The 21,888-nt window shown below is 64.2% G+C and carries 23 protein-coding genes and 1 riboswitch; of the genes, 10 read left to right on the top strand and 13 right to left on the bottom strand.

Annotated elements, in window-relative coordinates; genetic code table 11:
• Window positions 1-6: 6 nt before the first annotated feature.
• Window positions 7-549 carry a hypoxanthine phosphoribosyltransferase gene (hpt, locus tag J1C56_RS17345; protein WP_184773976.1) on the bottom strand — a complete coding sequence of 181 codons (543 nt, stop codon included), beginning with the start codon at window positions 547-549 and terminating at the stop codon, window positions 7-9.
• 9 nt (window positions 550-558) lie between these two features.
• Window positions 559-1,155, bottom strand: a complete 597-nt coding sequence (locus J1C56_RS17350; RefSeq protein ID WP_246591553.1) for a hypothetical protein — start codon at window positions 1,153-1,155, stop codon at window positions 559-561.
• A gap of 256 nt (window positions 1,156-1,411) precedes the next feature.
• On the opposite strand from J1C56_RS17350, the gene ftsE reads away from it, so the two are divergent.
• The 4 genes from ftsE to J1C56_RS17370 all read left to right on the top strand — a co-directional run bounded on the left by ftsE (window position 1,412) and on the right by J1C56_RS17370 (window position 4,771).
• Window positions 1,412-2,071, top strand: a complete 660-nt coding sequence (gene ftsE, locus J1C56_RS17355) for a cell division ATP-binding protein FtsE (RefSeq protein WP_214391329.1) — start codon at window positions 1,412-1,414, stop codon at window positions 2,069-2,071.
• Window positions 2,064-3,077, top strand: coding sequence for a cell division protein FtsX (locus J1C56_RS17360; RefSeq protein WP_214391330.1), 1,014 nt, complete (start codon window positions 2,064-2,066; stop codon window positions 3,075-3,077). Before ftsE ends, J1C56_RS17360 begins: the two co-directional genes overlap by 8 nt.
• A 164-nt stretch (window positions 3,078-3,241) precedes the next feature.
• A complete protein-coding gene (locus tag J1C56_RS17365) occupies window positions 3,242-3,871 on the top strand; it encodes a YdcF family protein (protein WP_420797413.1) in 630 nt (209 codons plus the stop codon).
• 111 nt (window positions 3,872-3,982) lie between these two features.
• Entirely contained in the window at window positions 3,983-4,771 is a 789-nt protein-coding gene (locus J1C56_RS17370) for a lysophospholipid acyltransferase family protein (RefSeq protein WP_214391332.1), read from the top strand.
• A gap of 9 nt (window positions 4,772-4,780) precedes the next feature.
• Here J1C56_RS17370 and J1C56_RS17375 read toward each other — a convergent pair whose 3' ends face one another.
• Entirely contained in the window at window positions 4,781-5,836 is a 1,056-nt protein-coding gene (locus J1C56_RS17375) for a bifunctional transcriptional activator/DNA repair enzyme AdaA (protein ID WP_214391333.1), read from the bottom strand.
• Between the two features lie 68 nt (window positions 5,837-5,904).
• Entirely contained in the window at window positions 5,905-6,423 is a 519-nt protein-coding gene (locus J1C56_RS17380) for a gamma-glutamylcyclotransferase (RefSeq protein ID WP_214391334.1), read from the bottom strand.
• Between the two features lie 56 nt (window positions 6,424-6,479).
• Between J1C56_RS17380 and J1C56_RS17385 the strand changes: the two genes are divergently transcribed.
• Window positions 6,480-7,478 (top strand): DUF2125 domain-containing protein, encoded by a 999-nt coding sequence (locus J1C56_RS17385; protein WP_214391335.1) that lies wholly within the window; start codon window positions 6,480-6,482, stop codon window positions 7,476-7,478.
• 91 nt (window positions 7,479-7,569) lie between these two features.
• Here J1C56_RS17385 and J1C56_RS17390 read toward each other — a convergent pair whose 3' ends face one another.
• Both J1C56_RS17390 and hisC read right to left on the bottom strand, forming a co-directional pair.
• A complete protein-coding gene (locus J1C56_RS17390) occupies window positions 7,570-8,505 on the bottom strand; it encodes a prephenate/arogenate dehydrogenase family protein (RefSeq protein ID WP_214391336.1) in 936 nt (311 codons plus the stop codon).
• Between the two features lie 3 nt (window positions 8,506-8,508).
• Entirely contained in the window at window positions 8,509-9,621 is a 1,113-nt protein-coding gene (gene hisC, locus J1C56_RS17395) for a histidinol-phosphate transaminase (protein ID WP_214391337.1), read from the bottom strand.
• 153 nt (window positions 9,622-9,774) lie between these two features.
• Window positions 9,775-9,852: riboswitch (SAM riboswitch) on the top strand.
• Between the two features lie 51 nt (window positions 9,853-9,903).
• Here hisC and metA point away from each other — a divergent pair.
• On the top strand, window positions 9,904-10,827 hold the full coding sequence (metA, locus tag J1C56_RS17400; protein ID WP_214391338.1) for a homoserine O-acetyltransferase MetA: 924 nt from the start codon (window positions 9,904-9,906) through the stop codon (window positions 10,825-10,827).
• 73 nt (window positions 10,828-10,900) lie between these two features.
• Here metA and J1C56_RS17405 read toward each other — a convergent pair whose 3' ends face one another.
• Window positions 10,901-11,758 (bottom strand): LysR family transcriptional regulator, encoded by an 858-nt coding sequence (locus J1C56_RS17405; RefSeq protein ID WP_214391339.1) that lies wholly within the window; start codon window positions 11,756-11,758, stop codon window positions 10,901-10,903.
• 136 nt (window positions 11,759-11,894) lie between these two features.
• On the opposite strand from J1C56_RS17405, the gene J1C56_RS17410 reads away from it, so the two are divergent.
• Window positions 11,895-13,439: an MFS transporter gene (locus J1C56_RS17410; protein ID WP_214391340.1), complete on the top strand. Its 1,545-nt coding sequence runs from the start codon at window positions 11,895-11,897 to the stop codon at window positions 13,437-13,439.
• 50 nt (window positions 13,440-13,489) lie between these two features.
• On the opposite strand, the gene J1C56_RS17415 is transcribed toward J1C56_RS17410, so the two are convergent.
• The 4 genes from J1C56_RS17415 to J1C56_RS17430 form a co-directional block, all read right to left on the bottom strand.
• Window positions 13,490-15,295 carry an ABC transporter ATP-binding protein/permease gene (locus tag J1C56_RS17415; protein WP_214391341.1) on the bottom strand — a complete coding sequence of 602 codons (1,806 nt, stop codon included), beginning with the start codon at window positions 15,293-15,295 and terminating at the stop codon, window positions 13,490-13,492.
• A 114-nt stretch (window positions 15,296-15,409) separates the two neighbouring features.
• Complete coding sequence (locus J1C56_RS17420) at window positions 15,410-16,297, bottom strand: lipid kinase (RefSeq protein WP_214391342.1); 888 nt, start codon at window positions 16,295-16,297, stop codon at window positions 15,410-15,412.
• A gap of 133 nt (window positions 16,298-16,430) precedes the next feature.
• Window positions 16,431-17,234 (bottom strand): DUF1194 domain-containing protein, encoded by an 804-nt coding sequence (locus tag J1C56_RS17425; protein ID WP_214391343.1) that lies wholly within the window; start codon window positions 17,232-17,234, stop codon window positions 16,431-16,433.
• An 88-nt stretch (window positions 17,235-17,322) separates the two neighbouring features.
• On the bottom strand, window positions 17,323-18,093 hold the full coding sequence (locus J1C56_RS17430) for a class I SAM-dependent methyltransferase (RefSeq protein WP_214391344.1): 771 nt from the start codon (window positions 18,091-18,093) through the stop codon (window positions 17,323-17,325).
• A gap of 105 nt (window positions 18,094-18,198) precedes the next feature.
• Between J1C56_RS17430 and gloB the strand changes: the two genes are divergently transcribed.
• Genes gloB through J1C56_RS17445 form a run of 3 tightly spaced genes read left to right on the top strand, consistent with a single transcriptional unit; the run spans window position 18,199 to window position 19,977 of the window.
• Window positions 18,199-18,966: a hydroxyacylglutathione hydrolase gene (gloB, locus tag J1C56_RS17435; protein WP_214391345.1), complete on the top strand. Its 768-nt coding sequence runs from the start codon at window positions 18,199-18,201 to the stop codon at window positions 18,964-18,966.
• Window positions 18,967-19,015: 49 nt separating this feature from the next.
• Complete coding sequence (locus J1C56_RS17440; RefSeq protein ID WP_214391346.1) at window positions 19,016-19,537, top strand: DUF6678 family protein; 522 nt, start codon at window positions 19,016-19,018, stop codon at window positions 19,535-19,537.
• Window positions 19,538-19,539: 2 nt separating this feature from the next.
• Complete coding sequence (locus J1C56_RS17445) at window positions 19,540-19,977, top strand: cupin domain-containing protein (protein WP_214391347.1); 438 nt, start codon at window positions 19,540-19,542, stop codon at window positions 19,975-19,977.
• Here the strand turns inward: J1C56_RS17445 and yddG are convergent.
• Window positions 19,974-20,867 (bottom strand): aromatic amino acid exporter YddG, encoded by an 894-nt coding sequence (yddG, locus tag J1C56_RS17450; RefSeq protein WP_214391348.1) that lies wholly within the window; start codon window positions 20,865-20,867, stop codon window positions 19,974-19,976. The genes J1C56_RS17445 and yddG overlap by 4 nt on opposite strands.
• Before the next feature lie 14 nt (window positions 20,868-20,881).
• A complete protein-coding gene (locus J1C56_RS17455) occupies window positions 20,882-21,664 on the bottom strand; it encodes a DUF3108 domain-containing protein (protein WP_214391349.1) in 783 nt (260 codons plus the stop codon).
• Window positions 21,665-21,888 lie beyond the last annotated feature (224 nt).

A 21,888-nucleotide genomic window follows, 5' to 3' on the forward strand; every position in this document is an offset into this window, starting at 1 on the left:
CGCCGCTCAGGCCTCGCCCTTGACCACGCCGACAAAGGGCAGCTCGCGGAAGGCGTGCGCCACGTCCATGCCGTAGCCGACGACGAAATAGTCCGGGCAGTCAAAACCGACATAGTCGGCGTCGAGGTCGGTCTTGCGGCGCATGCGCTTGTCGAGCAGCACCGCGATCGAGCAGCTCTTGGCGCCGCGCGACATCATCAGCTCACGGGTGAACTTCAGCGTCTTGCCCGATTCGAGAATGTCGTCGATCAGCAGAACGTCGCGGCCGGCGACTTCGTTGTCGATGTCGCGCAGCACGCGAACCTCGCCGCTGGTCGTGCCGGCGCCGTAGCTCGAGATGAAGATGAACTCGACTTCCGGCGACAGGCCGACGTCGTGCATGGCGCGGATCAGGTCGGCGGCGAAGATGAACGAGCCCTTGAGCACCGAGATGACCAGCAGGTCGGTGTAGTCGTGCGCTGCGATGTCCTTGGCGAGTTCGAGATTGCGCCGCGCAATCGCCGAGGCGGAGAACAGCACTTCGATTTCCTTGTCGCGCACAACTGGCATGACGGCATCCTATTCCGAGAAAGCGACCGTGACGGTCTTTATCCCGTTCATAGGCAGGTCGAGCCGGCTCGAAAAGTCCCATCTTGCGCCGGGCGCCACCGCAACCGCTGATGTCCCCAGCCTGTAACGCAGGATCTTGCCGTCATTTCCGGCGACCGCAATATCGATCGGCGGCAACACTGCAGTGCTGTTGCCATCATTGAACGCGGCGCCGTCGATGAGCAGCAGCGGCTTGCCGCCGGAGCTGTCGACGCGTGAATTGATGTCGGCGATGCGCAGATTTGACGCCTGCCAGGACAACGGCAAAGCCGCTGCATGCATGACGGAATGACCGCCAGCCGCCCAAAATGCCATTGCGGCCAAGGAGATACCGGAGATCCAGAAGATCGGCCCACCTCGAACAGGGCCAGCGTCAGGACGCAATTGCGCGGAACGCAGCATCTCCATTCCGCCAACATTTGCCGATGGGTTGGCGAAAACGGGCTGGGCGGCAGATGATTCGTCAGGGCGAGCGGCGTGCGTCACGACCTCGAAATCGGCGTCGATGATATCGTCCGGAACCACGCGCTGGGGCTGGGCGCATGTGTCGCGGCCGTCATCGGTCATGATTTCGCCGGAAACCGGGCGTGCTTTCCGCTGCTCAGTCATCAGACCCCTTAGACATTTTGCCGATAGGGGGTAAACGGAAATGGTTAATGCTTCGCCACCGAGGTGCCATAGCGCCCCACCCCGGACGGAAACTTAACCGTCCGTTAACCATGCGGACCCATGGTCGTTTCGTAGAAACGGGCAGCCAGGGTCCCGATGAATCTCCGTGGATTCGCAAGTTCCCAGGGTTTCGCAAGTTCAAGGTCTGCAGCACGTGATCCGCTTCGAGAATGTCGGCCTCAGATACGGGATGGGACCGGAGATCCTGCGTGACATCTCCTTCCACATCCCCGAGCGCTCGTTCCAGTTTCTGAGCGGGCCTTCCGGTGCCGGCAAGACGACCCTGCTGCGCCTGCTTTTCCTGTCGCTCAAGCCGACGCGCGGACTGATCAGCGTCTTCGGCAAGGACCGCTCGCGCATCTCGCGCACCGAACTGCCGCTCCTGCGCAGGCGCATCGGCGTGGTGTTCCAGGATTTCCGCCTGCTCGACCACATGACCACCTACGAGAACGTGGCGCTGCCGCTTCGCGTGCGCGGCCGTGAGGAAGCGAGCTACCGCACCGATGTCACCGAGCTTTTGAAATGGGTCGGCCTGGGCGAACGCATGCATGTGCTGCCGCCGGTGCTCTCAGGCGGCGAAAAGCAGCGCGCAGCGATCGCCCGCGCGCTGATCGAGCAGCCGGAGATCCTGTTGGCCGACGAGCCGACCGGCAACGTCGATCCGCCGCTGGCACGGCGCCTGCTCAGGCTGTTCATCGAACTCAACCGGCTCGGGACCGCCGTTGTCATCGCCACCCACGATCTCGGGCTGATGGACCAGGTCGATGCGCGACGCATGATTCTCGCCGGCGGAAGGCTCGACATCTATGACTGAGGCCGCCACCGACGCACGCGCCCATGACGAAGACTTCGAGGACGAATTCGAAGACGGGCCGCAACAACAGCAGGCGCCACGGCTGCAGCGCAAGACCGCGCCGATCGTGCCGTCGCAGAACATCGCCGGCCGTGCGCTGGTGCTCGTCATCGCCATCATGACCTTCCTGTCATGCCTGACGCTGGGCGCCGTCACGCTGGTGCGCGACACCGCCTCGGTGTGGGAGAACCAGATTTCGCGCGAGGCAACGATCCAGATCAAGCCCGCCGACGGGCTCGATATGGAGGCGGCACTGGAGACCGCGGCCCGCATCGCCGGCGAGTTCGCAGGCGTCAGCAGCACCAAGATCGTCGACCGCGCGGCCACCGCCCGGCTACTCGAACCCTGGCTCGGCTCGGGGCTGAACATCGACGAATTGCCGGTGCCGCGGCTGGTGATCGTCACCATCGACCAGACAAGCCCGCCGGATTTCGGCGCGATGCGCCAGGCGATCACGCCAAAAGTGCCGACCGCCACGCTCGACGATCACCGCACCTGGGTCGACCGGCTGGTGGCGATGGCGCGCACAACAGTGACCATCGGCACCGGCGTGCTGGTGCTGATGCTGGCGGCGACTGTCCTGTCGGTGGTGTTTGCGACGCGCGGCGCCATGGCCGGCAACGGGCACATCATCGAGGTGCTGCATTTCGTCGGCGCCGAGGCCAATTTCATCGCCAGCGAATTCCGCCGCCACTTCCTGCTGACCGGCATGAAGGGCGCTGCCGCCGGCGGCGTCGCTGCGGTGTTCGTGTTCATCATCTTTTCGTGGTGGTCGTCGCTCAACCTCGCCACGCCCGAAGCCGACCAGGCGACCGCGCTGTTTGGCAACTTCGCCATCGGCGTGAACGGTTATCTCGGCGTCGCCGTCATCGTCGCCGTGATCGGCGCGCTGACGGCGGCGACGTCGCATTTCACCGTCGTCAATTATCTCGGCGACATCGACGTGCAGCATCCGGAGAGGATGTGATCACCGATGATGTCACAATGTTGCAGAATGTGCTTAGATAGGCGCTGCAAAAGCCTTAATCCCTGCGTAACCATGGTTTCGTGATGGGTCAGAACGCGCTCGCCGCATCGGGGACGGTTTCGGAAAGGAAATTCTACCCGGCCGGGCATTCGCCGCGCCGGAGAATGATTTTTTTGCGCCGCATATTGTTCATCCTCATCGCAGCAGCCTTCATCTTCACCGGCGGCTTCGCGCTTTTCGCGACCCATGTCAGCGGTCTCAGCACGCCGAAGGACCCAGCCAGGGCCGATGCCATCATCGTTTTGACCGGTGGCCAGGCGCGCCTCGATGCAGCACTTGGCCTGCTCAAGGCCGGCAAGGGCGAACGGCTGCTGATCAGCGGCGTGCACCCCGCGGCGACGCGACGCCAGCTGCAGCTGGCAACGGGCAGCGACAAATCGCTGTTCAACCGGGTCGACATCGACCGCGCCGCACTCGACACAATCGGCAATGCCGAGGAAAGCGCCAAGTGGGTCGAGAGCCATGACTATGCCCGCGTCATCCTGGTGACCAACAACTACCACATGCCGCGCAGCCTGCTCGAAATGGGGCGGCTGCTGCGCAACGCCAGACTTGAGCCCTACCCGGTGGTCAACTCCAAGCTCGACGACGGCCGCTGGCTGACCAAGCCCGAGGCATTCCGCGTGCTGTTCACCGAGTACAACAAGTACTTGCTGGCGCTGGCCCGCGGCATCGTGCCGGTCAAGCCCACGGCGGACGGCATGGTTGTGGTCCAGGCCCAGGCGGTCGAGTAATTTTCGCAATCCGCCGGCGGTTCCATCACGAGCGGCACCATCCGCCGTTTTCCTTTTTGGACGGCTTGGTGTAACCAACGGCGAATTCCCGTCCTCAGGCGCTCCTCACAAATGCTCTATATCCGCTCGCTGGCATTCAACTTCGTCTTCTATGTCAGCCTGGTCGTCCAGATGATCCTGTGGACGCCCTATTATTTCCTGTCGCCGCGCCACCGCGCCTGGTTCGTGCCGAAATTCTGGGCGCGCACGAGCCTTTGGCTGCAGGAGAAGATCGCCGGCACCAGGAGCGAAGTGACCGGCATGGAGAACCTGCCCGAGGGCTCGTTCATCCTGGCGCCCAAGCACCAGTCGTTCTGGGACGCCATCGCCTTCTTTCCCTATCTGCGCGACCCGCTCTACATCCTCAAGCGCGAGCTGATGTGGATCCCGTTCTTCGGCTGGTACATCGCCAAGATGAAGATGATCCCGGTCAACCGCGGCAAGCGCTCGGTGGCGCTGAAGGCCGTCGTCGTTGCGACCCGCAAGGAGATGCAGAACGACCGCCAGCTGATCATCTATCCCGAGGGTACGCGCCGCGCGCCCGGCGACGAGCCGGCCTACAAATGGGGCATCGCCGAGCTCTATTCGGCACTCGACCTGCCGGTGGTGCCGGTCGCCCATGTCGCCGGCCTGTACTGGCCGCGCCGCAAGTTCCTGCGCTTCCCCGGCACGATCAAGGCACGCTTCCTGCCGCCGATCCCGGCGGGCCTAGACAAGGACGAATTCATGCGACGCCTGATCTCGGAGACCGAGGCCGCCTGCGACGCGTTCCTGATCGAAGCGGCAACCTCGGCAAACCCGCCGCCGATGCCGCCGACGGCTGCAAAACGGCTGAAGGAGCTGGGTGTGAAGGCCGGCTGATATGGTTGTCTAGCGAGCCGCCATGCGCCGCTCGTGTTCGAGCAGCCAGCGCTTGCGCCACAGCCCGCCGCCATAGCCGGTGAGATCGCCGCTGACGCCGACCACGCGATGGCAGGGAATGACTACCGCGATCGGGTTGGCGCCATTGGCACGGCCGACCGCACGCACGGCAGCGGGATTGCCGATCTCAGTGGCAAGGCCGGAATAGGTCGCCGCAGCGCCCGCCGGGATGCGCCGCAGGCCGTCCCAGACCTGGCGTTCGAAGGCGGTGCCTTGCGGCGCGAGCCGGGTGGCAAAATCGGCGGATTTGCCCGCGAAATAGGCGCCGAGCTCGGCCTCGATCTGGTCGATGGGCGCGGCCCTGCCGAAGGCGATGGCCGAGCCGGTGACAGCCTGCATCTTGGCGACTTCTGTCGCCAGCGCCTTGCGCTCGAGAAACTCGAGGATGTGCAGGGCATGCCGGTCGGCAACGGCGATCATCGGACCGATCGGCGTTTCGATCCAGTCCGCCTTGAGCATGGTCTTGCCGCGCAATTTGGCCGGGGCTTCGCCGAGCAGCCTTGTCACCGCGGCGCGGAAGCCGCTGCCGGAATCAAAACCCGCCTCGACCTGCGTGTCGACAACGCTGTCACCTGACGTCAGCCGCTCGGCCGCCTGCCCGAGCCGGCGCAGCCTCGCCATTTCGAGGAAACTCATACCGAAGCGCTTCTTGAAGGCGCGACGCACTGTCGATGCATCGAAGCCCATGGCGACGATATCGGCTTCCAGCCAACGCCGCTCCGGCTCGCGTTCGAGCGCATCGACGAGCGCCGACACAAGCGGCTCCGGTTCGCCGGTGCCCATCATCGGCCGGCAGCGCTGGCAAGGGCGAAAGCCGGCATGCAGGCATTCGGCCGTGGTGTCGAAGAACTGTACGTTTTCGCGCTTGGGCTTTCGCGCGGCACAGGTCAGCCGGCAGAAGATGCCAGTCGTCCTCACACCGACATAGGCGAAGCCGTCATAGCCGGGGTCGCGCGCGATCAGGGCATCATAGAGCGTATCGTCATCGGGGCGTTGGAACAGCATGGCGAACCCTTAGCGCAAACCTGCCCGGCGCGCCGCCGAAAAACGGGCGTTGATTTTGCCTCCTGACACTACTTGCCGACGAGCCGCGCCACCTCTTCGAGCCAGTGGTCGCGGATGCCGAGCGCCTGGAGATGCTCGACGGTGCTGAGGAGGTAGTCCTCGTTGCGGCCAGACTGGCCAACGGCGCCGGTGACGATCTCGGCCGCATGCGCCGCATCGAGATTGCCGGCATACTGGCGGTGCTTGCGGTCGGCGATATAGCAGACCGCCTCTACCTTTTCGCCCTGGTCGAGTTGGATCGCCAACAGCCGTTCAAGATAGACGCTGGTGACCAGTTCCCGGTCGCGCAGATAGGCAAGCACTTCGTCGCGAAGATCGCCAGGAACGCGGAAAGCAAGACCGACGCAGGAGCCGCCACGGTCGAGGCCGAGCACCAGGCCCGGTCGTTGCTCGGTGCCGCGATGCACCCAGGAGCGGATGCACAGCGAGCGGCGAAAACCCATCAGCCGGGCACGGCGTGTCTCGATATGCGCGAAACCTGGCCGCCACATCAGCGAACCGTAGCCAAAAACCCAAAAATCGCCCATATCGCCAGCCTGTTGGTGATCGCGGTGAACAGAACCGCGTTAGCGAGAGCCCGAGCATGCCGTCAAGCCAGGAACCGAAACCCAATTCCAGCCGCCGCTTCTTCTGGCTCGGAGTTTTCATCGTGCTGTTGTTCGGCGGCTACAGTGCCGGCTGGTTCTGGTTCGCCGGCAAGGCCGAAAGCGAGGTGCGCAAGGCGATCGCCGGCGTCAACCGCGATGGCGTGTCGCTCGAATGCGCCAACCCTCAGATCAAGGGCTTTCCGTTCCGCATCGGCCTGTTTTGCGACAGGCTGGACTATGAGGATGCCGGACGCAGGATTTCGGCAAGTGCGGGCAGTTTCCGCACCGCTGCCCAGGTCTACCAGCCGATGCGCACGGTGCTGGAGGTCGACGGGCCGCTGCTCGTTACCGCGCCCGACCTGCCGCAGCTGCAGTTCAACTGGGACCTGCTGCATGCCAGCGCCCGGATCGCCCAGCCCCTGCCCGAGCGGCTTTCGCTGGAGACGCGCAAGCTTTCTGGCCAGGCCGCGTTCATCGACGGCGTGGCGAAGCCCCTGTTCACCGCCGAAGAGACACAGACGCATCTGCGCCCCAACGGCGCCAACATCGATCTCGCCGGCACCTTCACCGGCCTCGTCATCGATCCCCAGGCGATAGGCGGCCGCACACTGCCCAAGCTCGACGGCAGCGCCGACACCACGCTGAACAATGGCGTTGCCCTTGTGGCGAGCCGGCAGCCGGCGCTGCGCGGCCAGTCGGGCACCATACGCTCGCTGACGCTGACGTCAGGCGGCACGTCAGGCGTAGCGCTAAGCGGCCCATGGTCGATCGCCGAGGATGGATTGGTCGACGCCGACCTGAAGGTGACGATCCAGAACCCGCGCGAACTGTCGCGTATCCTGTCGGAGGTCATCCCCGAGCAGAAGAAGCAGTTCGAGACCGCGTTCACCGGCCTCGCCTTGCTCGGCGACGCGCCGACCCTGCCGCTGAAGATCGTCAAGGGCAAGGCGACGCTGGGGTTCATCCCGTTGGGGATGGTGCCGGCGGTGGAGTGAGCGAGTAGCGAGTAGCGAGTAGCGCAGATGCCCGCCTGTGCGGCGGACACAAGGCACTTTTCCCTATTCGCTACTCACTATTCCCTACTCGCTAGCTTTTCACCGGATGTTCGATGGCCTCGCGGCCGAAGTTCGGCACGTCGACCTCCTGGCCGGCGTCGATGATCGAGCGGCGGATGGCCCGGGTGCGGGTGAACATCTCGAACAGCTTGTCGCCGTCGCCCCAGCGGATCGCCCGCTGCAGCGAAGCGAGATCCTCGGAGAAGCGTGACAGCATTTCGAGGATCGCGTCCTTGTTGTGCAGGCACACGTCGCGCCACATCGTCGGATCGGAAGCCGCCAAACGCGTGAAGTCGCGGAAACCCGAAGCCGAATACTTGATCACTTCCGACTTGGTCACCGACTCGAGATCGTCGGCGGTACCGACGATGTTGTAGGCGATGATGTGCGGCAAATGCGAGACGATGGCGAGCGTCATGTCGTGATGCTCGGGGTCCATCGTGTCGATGTTGGAACCGCAGCGGCGCCAGAACTCCGACAGCTTTTCAAGCGCCACCGGGTCGGTATCCGGCAGCGGCGTGAAGATGCACCAGCGGTTCTCGAACAGCTCGGCGAAACCGGCGTCCGGGCCCGACTTCTCCGTGCCGGCCAGCGGATGGCCGGGGATGAAATGCACGCCTGCCGGCACATAAGGCAACATCTGGGCGATGACGGAGGCCTTGGTCGAGCCGACGTCGGTGAGGATGGCGCCCGGCTTCAGCGCCGATGCGATGTCGGCCGCCACGACACCGGAGGAGCCGACCGGCACCGAGACGATGATGAGGTCGGCATCCTTCACCGCCACCTTGGCGTCGGTCGAGTAGCTGTCGCCGAGGCCGAGCTCTTCGGCGCGGGCGAGTGTGGGTGCGCTGCGTGTCGAGATGGCGATGTGGCGGGCAAGGCCCTCGCGCCGGATGACCCGGGCGAGCGAGGAGCCGATCAGGCCGATGCCGATCAGGGCGATCTTTTCAAAGACAGGGTCTGACATGGTTCAACTTTTCAGGAATTCGGTGAGTGCGGCAATCACGCCGCGATTGGCTTCTTCGGTGCCGATGGTCATGCGCAGCGCATTGGGGAAACCGTAACCGGTGACCCTGCGCAGGATATAGCCGCGCGCCGTCAGATAGTCGTCGGCGGCAGCGGCCGAGTGCTTGCCGTCATCGGGGAAGTGCACGAGCAGGAAATTGCCGACCGAAGGCGTGACGCGGAAGCCGAGCTTTTCGAACTCGGCGACCAGCCACTCCGCCCATAGCGTGTTGTGCGCAACCGTGCGCTCGACATGGCCGCGGTCTTCCATCGCCGCGACACCGGCTTCGATTGCCGCCGCATTGACGTTGAATGGACCACGCATGCGCTCCAGCACGTCGATGATGTGCGCCGGCGCGTAGACCCAGCCGATGCGCATGCCACCCAGGCCGTGGATCTTGGAGAAGGTGCGCGTCATCACCACGTTTTCGTTGGCCGCGACCAGCTCGACGCCCGACTCGTAGTCGTTGCGGCGGACATATTCGGCATAGGCGGCATCAAGCACCAAAAGCACGTTCCTGGGCAGGGCGGCGTGCAGGCGGCGCACTTCCTCGAACGGCAGATAGGTGCCGGTGGGGTTGTTCGGATTGGCCAGGAAGACGATCCTGGTCTTCGGCGTCACGGCTGCGATGACTGCGTCGACATCGGCCCTTTCGGCTGTTTCCTTGGCGACGACCGGCGTGGCGCCTGCGGCCTGGATGTAGTTCTTGTAGACCATGAAGCCATGTTCGGTGAACACAGCCTCATCGCCAGGCGAAAGGTAGCTCTGCGCAAGCAAGCCGAGGATCTCGTCGGAGCCATTCGAGCACAGGATGTTGGCCGGGTTGAGCCCATGGGTCGCCGCGATCGCCTGCCTCAGGCGTGACGACGACCCGTCGGGATAATATTCCATCTTATGCGCCAGTTTCTGGACCGCCTCGATCGCATGCGGCGAGGCACCCAGCGGGTTTTCGTTCGACGAGAGCTTATGGACCTTGGCGACGCCTGCCGGAGCTGCGCTCTTGCCGGGGACATAGGCTGCGATGTCCTTGATGCCGGCGCGGGGTTCGGGGCGAATCTGCTCAGGTGCCTTGGTCATTTCGAAATATCCTGGATTGGCGCCTCCGATCGGAGGCCGCAGCGGAAATACCGCCCAGGGCGCGCAATGTCGAGGAAAACCGGCGTAAGCGGCGGGTCTGGCCGGACGTTTGGGTCGCTGTTGACGCAATCCGCGCCCAGGCGTAATAGCAGGGCATGGACCCGTGGTGATTTGGCCGGTCGGCTTGCAGCCACGTTAAACAAGTCGCTAAAGGGCCGTTTGCGATCCGTAAACCGGCTTTGCGACAGCAATGCCGGTTTTTGTTTTTTTGGAGTTCGCACAGTGCCAATCAAGATCCCGGATCAACTCCCCGCCCGCGAAGTGCTGGTGAAAGAGGGCGTGTCCGTCATGGACGAGCAAACCGCCCTGCGCCAGGACATCCGTCCGCTGCAGATCGGCCTGCTCAACTTGATGCCCAACAAGGTGCGGACGGAGACGCAGATCGCGCGGCTGATCGGTGCCAGCCCGCTGCAGGTGGAACTTACCCTTGTGCGTATCGGCACACACAAGGCCAAGAACACATCGGAAGACCATCTGATCTCCTTCTACCAGACCTGGGAAGAGGTGAAGGACCGCAAGTTCGACGGCTTCATCATCACAGGCGCGCCAATTGAGCTGCTGCCCTTCGAGGACGTGACCTACTGGGACGAACTCAAGCAGATCATGGACTGGACGACGACCAACGTGCACTCGCCGTTCTTCATCTGCTGGGGAGCGATGGCCGCCGCATGGCATTTCCACCGTGTTCCTAAGCACACGCTGGAGGAGAAGGCGTTCGGCGTCTATCGCCACAACAACAACGCGCCCGCCTCGCCCTATCTCGCCGGCTTCTCGGACGATTTCGCCATTCCGGTGTCGCGCTGGACCGAAGTCCGTGCCGCCGACATTCCCGAGGGCTCCGGGCTCGAGTTGCTCATGGAATCGGAAGAGACCGGCCCGAGCCTGCTTTCCGAGGAAACCGGCAACCGGCTCTACATGTTCAACCACATCGAATACGACTCGACCTCGCTCAAGGAAGAGTACGACCGCGACGTGGCCGCCGGCGTGACCATCGCCGTGCCGCACGAATATTACCCCGATGACGACCCGCAGCGCCGGCCGCTCAACCGCTGGCGCTCGCACGCCCACCTGCTGTTCGGCAACTGGATCAACCGCGTCTACCAGACCACCGAGTACAACATGGAAGACATCGGCAAGGGTCGCTAGCCGATCGGCTCACGACCGCGCTCGGCGCCGAGCGCGGTCCTTCAAATACCCGGCAGCGAAGACGCTTCAGTTGCTACTCCGCCGAAGCGCGGTGCTCCCGGAAGGCGCAGGCGAGAATGCGCAGCGCTTCGCGCGAGCGGCGGTCGGTCAGCGTCGAGTGCAGCACGATCTCCGACGACGGCACCTGAGGCAGGTCGAACTTGCGGCTGATTTCGATGGTGCCGGGCGGTGACAGCCGGCTGGAGAACACCGCCGTGGCAAGGCCGGCCGAAACGGCTGCCGTCACCACCGACGAGCCGCCGCCAAGAAACACCTCGACCCAGGGAATGCCGGCATCGTCGAGCGTGCGCGTGGCGAGGTCACGGACGCCACAGGCGCGCGACAGCGCAGCGAGGCGTATCGGCTCGCCCTGACGATGATGGAAATCGGGTGTTGCGAACCAGCCGAAATGCTCCGGTCCCAGAACCTCGCCGTCGCGGCGGTCATCCTCGCGCCTGACGATCGCCGCATCCAGCTTGCCGCGATCGAAGGCGTCGAGCAGGACGCTCGAATTGTCGACCTGGACCTCGATGGTCAGCGCCGGGTCGTGCTGGTTGAGCCGGGCGAGCAGCGTCGTCACCTCCGGGCCGGCAACATGTCCGGCGATGCCGAGCGCAAAACGACGCGTGCCGCATGACAGCCCGGCGACCGCCTCGTCATGCGCGACCAGGAATGCGCGTGCGGAATCGATGAACAGCGCGCCCTCGGCGGATAGCCGGACGCGGCGTGGCGTGCGTTCGATGAGCTTGCGCCCGACCTTTTCTTCCAGCCGCTTCAGCTTGACGCTGACGGCAGCCTGCGTCGACCCCATGGCGTCGGCGGCGCGGGTGAAGCTTTGCAGTTCGGCGACCATGACGAAGTTCCGCACGGCCTCGGCATCGAGCCACAACATCTTATATATTCCACTTTGTTATCACTGAAATAGAATTGCATAGCATTTTTATATGTTCAAGCTTCGCCTATGTCCAATGTTTCCAGACAACCAGCGGTACCGGACCTCCCCCGGCACCGCCAGCCGGAGACACGGGATGAAGCTGACGATGAGAGACAGTCTGGCGCTGGGGGCGATCTGCCTGTCCGCGCTGATGTTCGGCCTTGAGATATCGAGCGTGCCGGTGATCCTGCCGACGCTCGAACATGTGCTGGATGCCGACTTCAAGGACATGCAATGGATCATGAATGCCTACACCATCGCCTGCACGACGGTGCTGATGGCGACGGGAACGCTGGCCGATCGCTTCGGCCGCCGGTTGGTGTTTGCCATCACCGTTGCCGCCTTTGGCGTAACGTCGCTGATGTGCGGCCTCGCCCCCAACACGACGGTGCTGATCATCAGTCGCTTCCTGCAGGGCATGGCCGGCGGCGCCATGTTCATCTGCTCGATCGCCATTCTTTCGCACCAGTTCCAGGACGCGAAGGCGCGCAGCGGCGCATTCGCCATCTGGGGCGTCATCTCAGGCATCGGCCTGGGCTTCGGCCCGATCATCGGCGGTGTGATCGTTGCGCTGTCGACGTGGCAGTGGGTGTTCCTCGTGCACGCGCCGCTAGCGTTGCTGTGCCTTGCGCTTACCTTCGGCAGCGTGAAGGAATCGCGCGACCCGCAGGCCACCAAGCTGGACCTGCCCGGCATCGTCATCCTGAGCGCCGCTGTCTTCGGACTGACCTACTACATCACGCAAGGCGCCGATCTCGGCTTCCTCAGCCCGACGGCCATCGCCATCGCCGCGGCGACGCTTGTCGGGCTGATCGCCTTCGTCGCGGTCGAGCGCTCGCATCCGCATCCGATGTTCGACTTCTCGGTGTTCAGGATCCGCGACTTCTCCGGCGCCATCGTCGGCTGCGTCGGCATGAACTTCAGCTACTGGCCGTTCATGGTCTACCTGCCGATCTACTTCACCGTCGGCCTCGGCTATGACAGCACCGAAACCGGGCTCGCCGTGCTCGCCTATACGGTGCCGTTCCTGGTGATGTCGCCAGTGGCGCAGTACCTGTTGCTGCGCACCAGCCCCCGTGTCGTCATCCCGCTCGGCCTGTTCACCATCGGTCTCGGCTTCATCGCCATGTGGCTGGGCAGCCCGGTCGAAGGAGCGAGCGGCCTGACCGTGCTGCCCGGCGCGCTGCTCGCCGGCATCGGCCTTGGCCTGACGACGACGCCCGCCACCAACATGACCACAGGCTCGGTGCCGGCCAGCCGCGCCGGCATGGCTTCGGGCATCGACGCCAGCGCCAGGCTGATCGCGCTCGCCGTCAACATCGCGATCATGGGCTTCGTGCTCGTCGAAGGCATCCTTGCTGGTCTGCGCGACGCACTGCCTATAACTACCGACAGCGGTCAACTCCGAGTGCTGGCCGAGCGCATCGCCGCCGGCGGTGGGCTCGAGGGTTCCGGGGGCGCCCTTACAGTGCCGGCCGACGCGGTCCATGCCGCGCTGGTCAATGGCTTCCACTGGGTGATGCTCTATGGCGGCATCGGCGTCTGGGTGCTGGCAGCGATCAGCTTCGCGTTGTTCGGCGCCGGCAAGTCGTCAGGGGTGTCCAAGCCTTGCCCGGAGACACAGGCACCTGCCATCTGAGTGCTCCGGCTGCAGGCCCGCTTCGGCGGGCCTGCAGCGAAGCAACGGCATCAGGCGGGAGCCGCGGCCTTTGCCACATCCTTGATACGGACCGGCTTGAGCACCGGTCCGCGCTTGTCCTTTGCGAGATGGACGGTCCTGCCAAACAGGCCGCCATTGTGACGCTGCGGGCCGAAATAGATGATGCCGGTATTGGCGAGCTCGCCCTTGAACATGTCCTTCACCCGCGCATGCGCGGCAGCGTCGAGCGTCTCGAAGGCCTCGTCGACGATCACCCAGTCGGGCTTGTGCAAGCGCAGCCGGGCGAAGGCGACGAGCCGGAGCTCATCGCTGGTCAGTTCCTCGTTCCAGTGCGCGACGCGGTCGAGCGAAGTTGCCAGGCGCTCAAGCCCGACGGCCGCGAGCGCCTCGGCAAAATCCTTGTCGTCGAGCGCGGTGCCGCTGGTGGGATAGGCCAGCACCTCGCGCAGCGTGCCGGGCGGCAGGTAGGAAACGCGCGGCAGGAAGGCGACCTGCTTGCCGGCAGGCAGCTCGATGCGGCCCTTGCCCCATGGCCAAAGCCCGGCCAACGCGCGGAACAGCAGCGTCTTGCCGGCGCCCGCCTCGCCCGTGACCTGCAGGCGCTCACCCGGCTTGACCCTGAGATGCGGCTCCGAAAGCCTGATGCAGCCGCTCGGCGAGACCAGTTGGAGATCGTCGAACGCCAGGCTGCCATCGCGGCTTTCAGTCAGGTCGATGCGCTCCTCCTTGTCGTGCAGCACGTCGGCGGCGACCAGCACGCGGCGGATCACGCCGACACGCATCAGCGTGGCACGCCAGTCGGCGATGGCGCCGACATTGTTGATGAACCAGCGCAACGAAGCGTGGACCTGGTTGAAGGCGCTGACCGCCATCATCAGCCCGCCGAAGCTGATGTCGCCGGCGAAATAGACCGGTGCCGCGACCAGGATCGGCGCGACCACTGTGAACCAGCCATAACCGTCGGTGACCCAGCCGAGATTGATCTGGGTGGCGAAGATGCGGCGCAGCGAATTGAGCACACCGGCGAGATCCAGTTCCAGACGGCGCTTTTCATCGGCTTCGCCGCGCGCCAGCGAGATCGCGTCGATGTTCTGGTTGATGCGGACCATCGAGAAGCGCAGTTCGGCTTCGCGCGAATATCGGTCGGCGTTTTGGGCAATCAGCGGCCGGCCGACGAGCCAGCTCAGCAGCGAGGCGGACCCGGCATAGACGATCGCCGCCCAGACCATGTAGCCGGGGATGCTGAACGAGCGATCACCGACGTGGAAGACGAAACCGGACGACAGGCTCCACAACACGCCGACGAAAGACACCAGCAGGATCGAGGCCTGCAACAGGCCGATGGCAAGGTCGGTGGTGAGGTCGGCAAGGTGCCCGGCATCCTGCTGCATGCGCTGGTCGGGATTGACGCCGACGGCACCAGCATTGGCGAGGCGGAAGGCGCGGCCTGGCCGCAGCCATTCGGTGATGAGGTCGAGCGTAAGCCCCTCGCGCAGCTTGAGCCGGATCATCTGGTTCAGCCATTGCTGGCCGACATTGAGCACCAGCAGGCAGCCGGCAATCGCTGCAAAGATCGTCAGCTGATGCAGGAAGGCATCGAGGTCGCGGTTTTCGAGCGCGTCGTAGAACGGCTTGTTCCAGCGGTTGAGCACGATCTGCCCGGCCGACGTTGCGAGGATGACGGCAAGGATCGACAGGCCGAGCCAGAGAAGCGTCCTGCGCACCGGCGAGCCGGCAAGCGCCTGCCGCGCCATCTTCAAATGGTCGAAAAACCCGCCGTCGACATCCGCTGCCAGAGGCTCACGATTGGTCTGGATGAACGATTGGCCTGGCATGCGCATCCTCCGGCTGGCCGCTTCGTGCGAATCGGCGCGGCCGAGTGTGCCATCCAACCGCGCCGCTGCGTATCGCGACGCTGAACGAGACGCGTTGCGATCGGCGCGGCGGCGTCAGGCCTTCGGCACGAAAACGTTGACCGATTTCGGGCGGATGCGGAAATGCGCCGGCGTCCAGGTGACCAGTTCGCCGTCGGTGTTGACCGGGCGCGGCTGCTTGGTGCGGATCGTCACTTCGGTGGTTTTGAAGGCGCGGACGTCGTCCCACTGCCCTTGCGTGCCCTTGCGCAGGCTGGGCAAGAGCCTGAGCAGCCGCCACCAGTGGTCGACCTCGAGGCTGTAGAGATCAAGCCAGCCGTCGTCGGCGGTCGCGGTTTCCTCGACCGTCATGCCGCCGCCATAGTGACGTCCGTTGCCGACCGAGACCTGCATGGTGCGGATCTTTTCGGTGGTGTCGTCATGGTCGACATAACAGGTGAACAGGCGCGAGCGCATCAACATCCGGGCCGCGACGATGCCGTAGCCGAGCGTGCCCCAGCGCTTCTTGGCATGCTCGGTCAGTTCGCCGGCCAGTTCGGCGCTGAAGCCGATGCTGGCGACATTGAAGAACAGATGGCCGTTGACCTCGCCGAGATCGACCGTCGTCTGGTGGCCGGCGGCGATGATCTCGGCCGCCTTCACCGGGTCCGGTGCAATGCCCATGGTGCGCGCGAAATCATTGGCGGTGCCCAGCGGCAGCACGCCGAGCGTCAGGCCGGAATGGGCAAGACCGGCAGCCGCGTTGTTGAGCGTTCCGTCACCGCCGCCGACGATCGCTATGTCGAAATGATCGGCGTGGCGCGAGATCAGCTCGGAGGCGTTCTCGTCCTTGCTCGTCGCCATCTCCTCGATTTCAAGGCCGGCGTCGACGAGCACCTGGCGCGCGGCGTCGATCGACCCGCCGCCACGGCGGGCACGCGGGTTGACGATCAGCATTGCGCGCTTGCCTTTCGAGTGCTGCACGGCGCGTTTTTGTTGGATGACGTCGGTCAGGTGGAAAATCCCTATGTTGGCGTACGGGCAAATAGAAGCCCGCGTCATCTAGGGTGGAAACTGTTCGATTTTAAGGTGTGTCCCGAAATCAGGGCAGGAAAACCTAGCGGTCGAGCTCCGGAAAATAGGGATCTGAGTAGATCCGCCGGTCGCGTTCGCCGGCCATGCAGTCGACCGCGTCTTCAGTCTCGATCCTGACGAGCGGCAAGACGTGGGTATCGCCGCTGACTTCGAGTACCAGCTTGCGCCGGATCGCGGTGGCGAATTCCGACGCCGCCTTGATCGGCAGGACAAACGAGCCTGGGCCGCCGGTGACACATTCGGCATAGTAGCGATCGAGCCTGGCCGCCGTTCGCGACGGCCGGATCAGAATCGGCAGGCCGTTGATGACGATGCCCTGGGCAAGCGCTGCATTGCGCGCCGGGATCACCGGGTTTCCGAAATTGTTCGGTCCATCGCCTGAGATGTCGATGACCCGGCGAAAGCCATCGGCATCGTTGCGGTCGAACAGGGCGGCACCATAAGTCACGGCACCCGAGATCGAGGTGCCGCGAAAGCCACTGAATGGCCGCGCCTCGAGCCGGGCGGCGAAGGCTGCGGCACTCTGCGGCCCGTCGATGATCTGCCAGGGCACCACCGATTCCTCGCGCACCGTGCCTGCCCATTCGAAATAGGTGATGGCGACGCGCCCATTCTTGCCGGACAACACAGCATCGACGAAATCGGGATGACGTAGTGCTGCGACATAACCGGCGCGCTGCAGGGTGAATTCTTCCAGGTCCATCGACCTGGAAACGTCGACAGCCAGCACCAGCTCGACGTCGACAGCGACACCGGCCACCGGCACGGCGACTGGCTTGGGCAATTCGCAGCCCAGACATGAGACTATGGCCAGCACGCCCAGCATTCGCAGGCTCTCCGGTCGGAAAAGCCAGTGTCGCGGCAATGGCGCCGGAATGGAAGTGGCGCGGCTTCACCCCTTCGTGAGGTGCCGCTCAGCCGCCGTGCTCTGCATCCTCACGCCGCAGCGCCGGGAACCCACGCGAGGCGCCGCTGGGCGACAGCACCGGCACGAACACGCGCCGCGAAGCGCGCTGCGCCACCGGAATGCCCTGGTAGACGCGTTTTTGCGCCTCGACGACGATGGCGCCGGAAAAGATCGGCCAGAAGCGGCGGCCGGCGCGCTCGAACAGATGGTCGAACTTCATCATCCACTTGCGCCGCGACGGCGGGAAATGCAGCGCATCGGACCAGGCCGAGACGGTGAAATTGGCCTCGCGCAACAGTTCGTTGAGCTGGCCCGAAGAAAACGGCCGGCCGGTGCCGAAAGGCGTGTGTTCGAAGCGCGCCCACATGCCGCGCCGGTTGGGCACGACGATGACGATGCGCCCCGCCGGCGACAGCACCCGCCAGATTTCCTTCAGCGTCTCGCGCGGGCTTTCGGCATGTTCGAGCGAATGAACGAGCAGCACCCGGTCGATCGACGAATCGACGAGCGGCAGTTCCTCGTCGAAGACAAGTGCGGTCGACGACGGCCCGTTCGCCGGCCAGACGACAGCACCTTGCGTTGCCGGCATGAAGGCGAAGACCCGCTCGGCGTCAGTGCCGAAGCGGTCGAGCCATGGCAGCGTGTAGCCGAGCCCGACCAGGCGTTCGTTGGGCAGCCCGGCCCACACCGACGACAATGCCATTGATATCGACTGCTCGGCGAGGCGGCCAAGCGGCGTCGAGTAGAAGGAGCGAAGGTCGACGATGTCGGAATTCATCGCTGGAAGGTAGACGCGCCGACGGTCGACTTCAACGACCCCGGCCCATTTGGCGTGACAGGTTTGCCGGCGCGCCCTATCGTTCTTGAGAAATGGAGTTTTGCGATGGCCGTCGAGATCAAGCTTTTCATGTGCCGCACCGACAATTTCGGCGCGCTGCTGCACGACCGCGAAACTGGCGAGACAGCCATTGTCGACGCGCCGGAGGAGGCTCCAATCCTCTCGGCGATCGAACAGAGCGGCTGGACGCCGTCGACGATCCTGACGACGCACCACCATGCCGACCATGTCGAAGCCAATCTGGCGCTCAAGCAGCGTTTCAAGCTGCGCATCGTCGGCCCCGAGGCCGAACGCGACAAGATCCCCGGTATCGACGACACCGTCGAGCAAGGCTCGGTGATCCCGTTCGGCAGCGAGACCATTGAGGTCATCGAGACGCCGGGCCACACCGCCGGCCATGTCTGCTATTACCTGCCGAAGTCGAAGGTGGCGTTCACCGCCGACACGCTGTTTGCGCTCGGCTGCGGCCGGCTGTTCGAGCGCCCGGCGCCCGTGATGTTCGAATCGCTGAACAAACTCGCCGCCTTGCCGCCTGAAACGGTGATCTATTGCGGCCACGAATACACACTCTCCAACGCGCGTTTTGCGCTCACCATCGACCCGGACAATGCGGCGCTGCGCGCCCGCAGCGAAAAGATCGAGGCCTTGCGCGCCGACGGCAAGCCGACGCTGCCGACCACCATCGGCGAGGAGCTCGCCACCAACCCGTTCCTGCGCTGGGCCGATCCGGCGATCCGCACACATCTCGGCATGGAGAAAGCGGCTGATGTCGACGTCTTTGCCGAAATCCGCAAACGCAAGGACAATTTCTGACCATGAGGGCTCAGGAGATCATCGCCACATTTAGCATGCAGCGGGTGGGATGATCAGTCACACGTCAGCCGCACGAAATGTTGCGGCCTTCCAGCATCGCTGCAATGATGGACAAATGGTAATAGCGACGCCCGATCCAGACTATGTGTATCTGCTCACCGATGCAAAGGGCAAGAAACGCATCAGGGAAATCCTGACTGAGCGTGGTTTGACTTCATACATGAACGACACGAAGTGGCGGGAACTTTGTCGGGGTATGTATCAGCTGCCTTTTCCGCCCGCATACCAGGTCAAATACGTGCATCAGGCACCTGAGACACACGAGCTTGAGTACGCACCGGCATACTTCGGCGACTGGGCAAGAACCCACGAAGCGAGCCTTGGCCTGCACATCGAGTGGATAAGGATTGCACCCCGCTACACCGAGCACAGAGGCCTGTTGGTAAGCCCGGTGATACAGGATTGCTCAAGCGAACTGATCGCACTGCTCACACGGATCCACGTTCCATTTATCGAGCAGGATAGCTTCGTGGTGATCTATGGGCACGGCTCGGCTTCGACCCCGATCTGACCATGAGGGCTCAAGAGATCATCGCCACACTCGGCATGCAGCGCCACCCCGAAGGCGGCTGGTATGTCGAGACCTTTCGCGACAACCCGGCAAGCGGACCGCATGGTCCGCGCGGCAACCAGACGGCGATCTATTTCCTCCTGGAGCGCGGCGACGTCTCGCACTGGCACCGCGTCAGGGATGCCACTGAGATCTGGCACTTCCATGCCGGGGCGCCGATCGAGCTCAGGCTGTTCCAGCAAGGCGGCGACATCGTCGCCCACACGCTCGGCATCGACATCGCTGCCGGCCAGCGGCCGCAATGCGTGGTGCCATCAGGCTGGTGGCAGAGCGCACGCAGCCTGGGCGATTGGACACTGGTAGGCTGCACAGTTTCGCCCGGCTTCGAATTCGCACAATTCGAGCTGGCCAAGCCGGGCTGGGAGCCGAGTTTCGGCTAAGCCCCTGCTCCGTCCACTGCCGCCTTGCGCTCGCCGAAGATCAGCGACTTCGCCGCAAGCACGGCACCGCCGGTGATCAGCACGCAGGCCGCGAGGATGCGCAAGCTGGGCTCGGCGAAACCGGCTGCTATCAGCACCAGCGTCGACAGCAGTGGCGCGGCATAGCTCGCCGCCCCCAGCACCTGGATGTTGCCGCGCTTGACGCCGATGTCCCAGGCATAGAAGGCCGCACCCACCGGCATCAGGCCGAGGCCGAGCACGGCGAGCCACTGGCTGGTATTGGCCGGCAGCACGGTTTCCTCAAGCGCCAGGTGGCAGGCGAAGGACAGCACCGAGGTCGCCAAGCAGAACCAGGTGACGATTGTCGTCGGCACCGACGGAAACCGGCGCGACAACAGCGAATAGCCCGCCCACAGGAAGGCGCAGGCGAAGGCCATGGCGTAACCGAAGGCATAACGCGGCTCGAATGCCAGCCCGCCGCCCTTGGTAACGATCAGGAAGGTGCCGGCAAGGCCAAGCAAGGCGCCGGCGATATGGTTCCAGCGCAGCCGCTCGCCCGGCATCAGTGCCGAACCAAGGACGATGAACAGCGGCCAGAGATAGGCGATCAGGCTGGCTTCCACCGCAGGCGCGTTGCGCAACGCGGTGAAATAGAAGAAGTGGTAGCCGAACAGCCCGACGATGCCGATCACCCAGACCTGTGCCGGGATCTTCTCGGCCTTGTCGGGTTTCGGCATGAACAGCCGCGCAACGAGGCCGACACAGGTGCCGATGGCGAAGGTTATGGCCGACATCAGGAATGGCGGCACCGCACCCGACGCGTCGGTGAGCAGCGCCAGCAGCGCCCACATGGCGACCGCCGAAAACCCAATCAAAGTCGCGCGCCCCACACACCCCTCCCGGCTTAGTCGATTGCCTCGAAACGCCGGGCCTTCACGGTGATCGTGCCGATCTGCGTGCTGACCGTGGCATAGATGGGCGCATATACGCCGGTTTTGCCGAGCGGCGCAAACGTCACCATGATGCGGCTGCGATCGCGCAGGAAGGTCAAAGCCTTCTTGTCGGTGCGGTAGCCAGAAACCGGCTTGAAGCCCATGCGGCAGGTGACCGTGTCGCCGGTGAAGCCTCCAACCGACATCTTCTTGCGCGACACCTCGGTCAGCCTGAGGTCGGCGCGCAATTCACCGTCATAGATCCTGACCGTGCGGCCACAGACCTTGTCGAGGCCGGGGGCGCGGATGACGGTTGCGGCGATCGGATCGGCAACGCCGCTGAGGTCGTTGGCGCCGAGAGGTATCCACGTCTTGCCGCGCTTCTTGGGCGGCGGCACGACCTGGGTGTTGGTGACGCGGTCGCCGGCGAAACGGATATCGACAAGCGAGCTGACCTTGCCCGAGACATAGTCGGCACGGAAGCTGCGCGGCTGGGTTCGGCCGTCGCCGAAACTGCCGCGCGACGAGATCGTGCCGCGCGTATCGTCGAAGAACGCCGCTAGGCCGGCGCTGGAGACCCTGCCGTTGACGACGTAGGAATCGCCATCATAGCTGCTGTCGAAGGTTGCCTTGGCAACCGGAATGCCGAGGAACGAGAGCGAGTAGTCGCCGCTGAAGGATTTGCCGGCGGCCAGCAGCTGCGACGGCAACAGGACCAGGGAGAAAGCGAGCAGGAAAGGCGAAAGGCGGCGCATCGTCGGGAACACCTCATCGTCAGCGGAAGCTGACTTCGCGCTGTTCGTGTCCCTTGCGATCGGTTATAGAACCAATTCCGGCCATTCTGTGGAGTTGGGGACAACACCCGGAAACGACCACGACGCTTGACGCGTCAGCCAAATACAACTATGGAACGCCAACTTTTTCCATGAGGCCGCCTGACTGAGACCGCGCGCCATATCGGTGCGTTATCGTCGCTTGG

The sequence above is a fragment of the Aminobacter anthyllidis genome, assembly GCF_018555685.1.
Classification (GTDB): domain Bacteria; phylum Pseudomonadota; class Alphaproteobacteria; order Rhizobiales; family Rhizobiaceae; genus Aminobacter; species Aminobacter anthyllidis.

Coding starts and splice junctions, on each gene's coding strand:
- J1C56_RS17425 (WP_214391343.1), bottom strand. CDS start 17,234: ATGCTGGGCGTGCTGGCCATAGTCTCATGTCTGGGCTGCGAATTGCCC.
- J1C56_RS17405 (WP_214391339.1), bottom strand. CDS start 11,758: ATGTTGTGGCTCGATGCCGAGGCCGTGCGGAACTTCGTCATGGTCGCC.
- J1C56_RS17455 (WP_214391349.1), bottom strand. CDS start 21,664: ATGCGCCGCCTTTCGCCTTTCCTGCTCGCTTTCTCCCTGGTCCTGTTG.
- J1C56_RS17410 (WP_214391340.1), top strand. CDS start 11,895: ATGAAGCTGACGATGAGAGACAGTCTGGCGCTGGGGGCGATCTGCCTG.
- J1C56_RS17440 (WP_214391346.1), top strand. CDS start 19,016: ATGATCAGTCACACGTCAGCCGCACGAAATGTTGCGGCCTTCCAGCAT.
- J1C56_RS17385 (WP_214391335.1), top strand. CDS start 6,480: ATGCCGTCAAGCCAGGAACCGAAACCCAATTCCAGCCGCCGCTTCTTC.
- J1C56_RS17430 (WP_214391344.1), bottom strand. CDS start 18,093: ATGAATTCCGACATCGTCGACCTTCGCTCCTTCTACTCGACGCCGCTT.
- J1C56_RS17415 (WP_214391341.1), bottom strand. CDS start 15,295: ATGCCAGGCCAATCGTTCATCCAGACCAATCGTGAGCCTCTGGCAGCG.
- J1C56_RS17370 (WP_214391332.1), top strand. CDS start 3,983: ATGCTCTATATCCGCTCGCTGGCATTCAACTTCGTCTTCTATGTCAGC.
- hisC (WP_214391337.1), bottom strand. CDS start 9,621: ATGACCAAGGCACCTGAGCAGATTCGCCCCGAACCCCGCGCCGGCATC.
- J1C56_RS17390 (WP_214391336.1), bottom strand. CDS start 8,505: ATGTCAGACCCTGTCTTTGAAAAGATCGCCCTGATCGGCATCGGCCTG.
- J1C56_RS17350 (WP_246591553.1), bottom strand. CDS start 1,155: ATGACCGATGACGGCCGCGACACATGCGCCCAGCCCCAGCGCGTGGTT.
- J1C56_RS17360 (WP_214391330.1), top strand. CDS start 2,064: ATGACTGAGGCCGCCACCGACGCACGCGCCCATGACGAAGACTTCGAG.
- J1C56_RS17445 (WP_214391347.1), top strand. CDS start 19,540: ATGAGGGCTCAAGAGATCATCGCCACACTCGGCATGCAGCGCCACCCC.
- hpt (WP_184773976.1), bottom strand. CDS start 549: ATGCCAGTTGTGCGCGACAAGGAAATCGAAGTGCTGTTCTCCGCCTCG.
- J1C56_RS17365 (WP_420797413.1), top strand. CDS start 3,242: ATGATTTTTTTGCGCCGCATATTGTTCATCCTCATCGCAGCAGCCTTC.
- J1C56_RS17375 (WP_214391333.1), bottom strand. CDS start 5,836: ATGCTGTTCCAACGCCCCGATGACGATACGCTCTATGATGCCCTGATC.
- J1C56_RS17380 (WP_214391334.1), bottom strand. CDS start 6,423: ATGGGCGATTTTTGGGTTTTTGGCTACGGTTCGCTGATGTGGCGGCCA.
- gloB (WP_214391345.1), top strand. CDS start 18,199: ATGGCCGTCGAGATCAAGCTTTTCATGTGCCGCACCGACAATTTCGGC.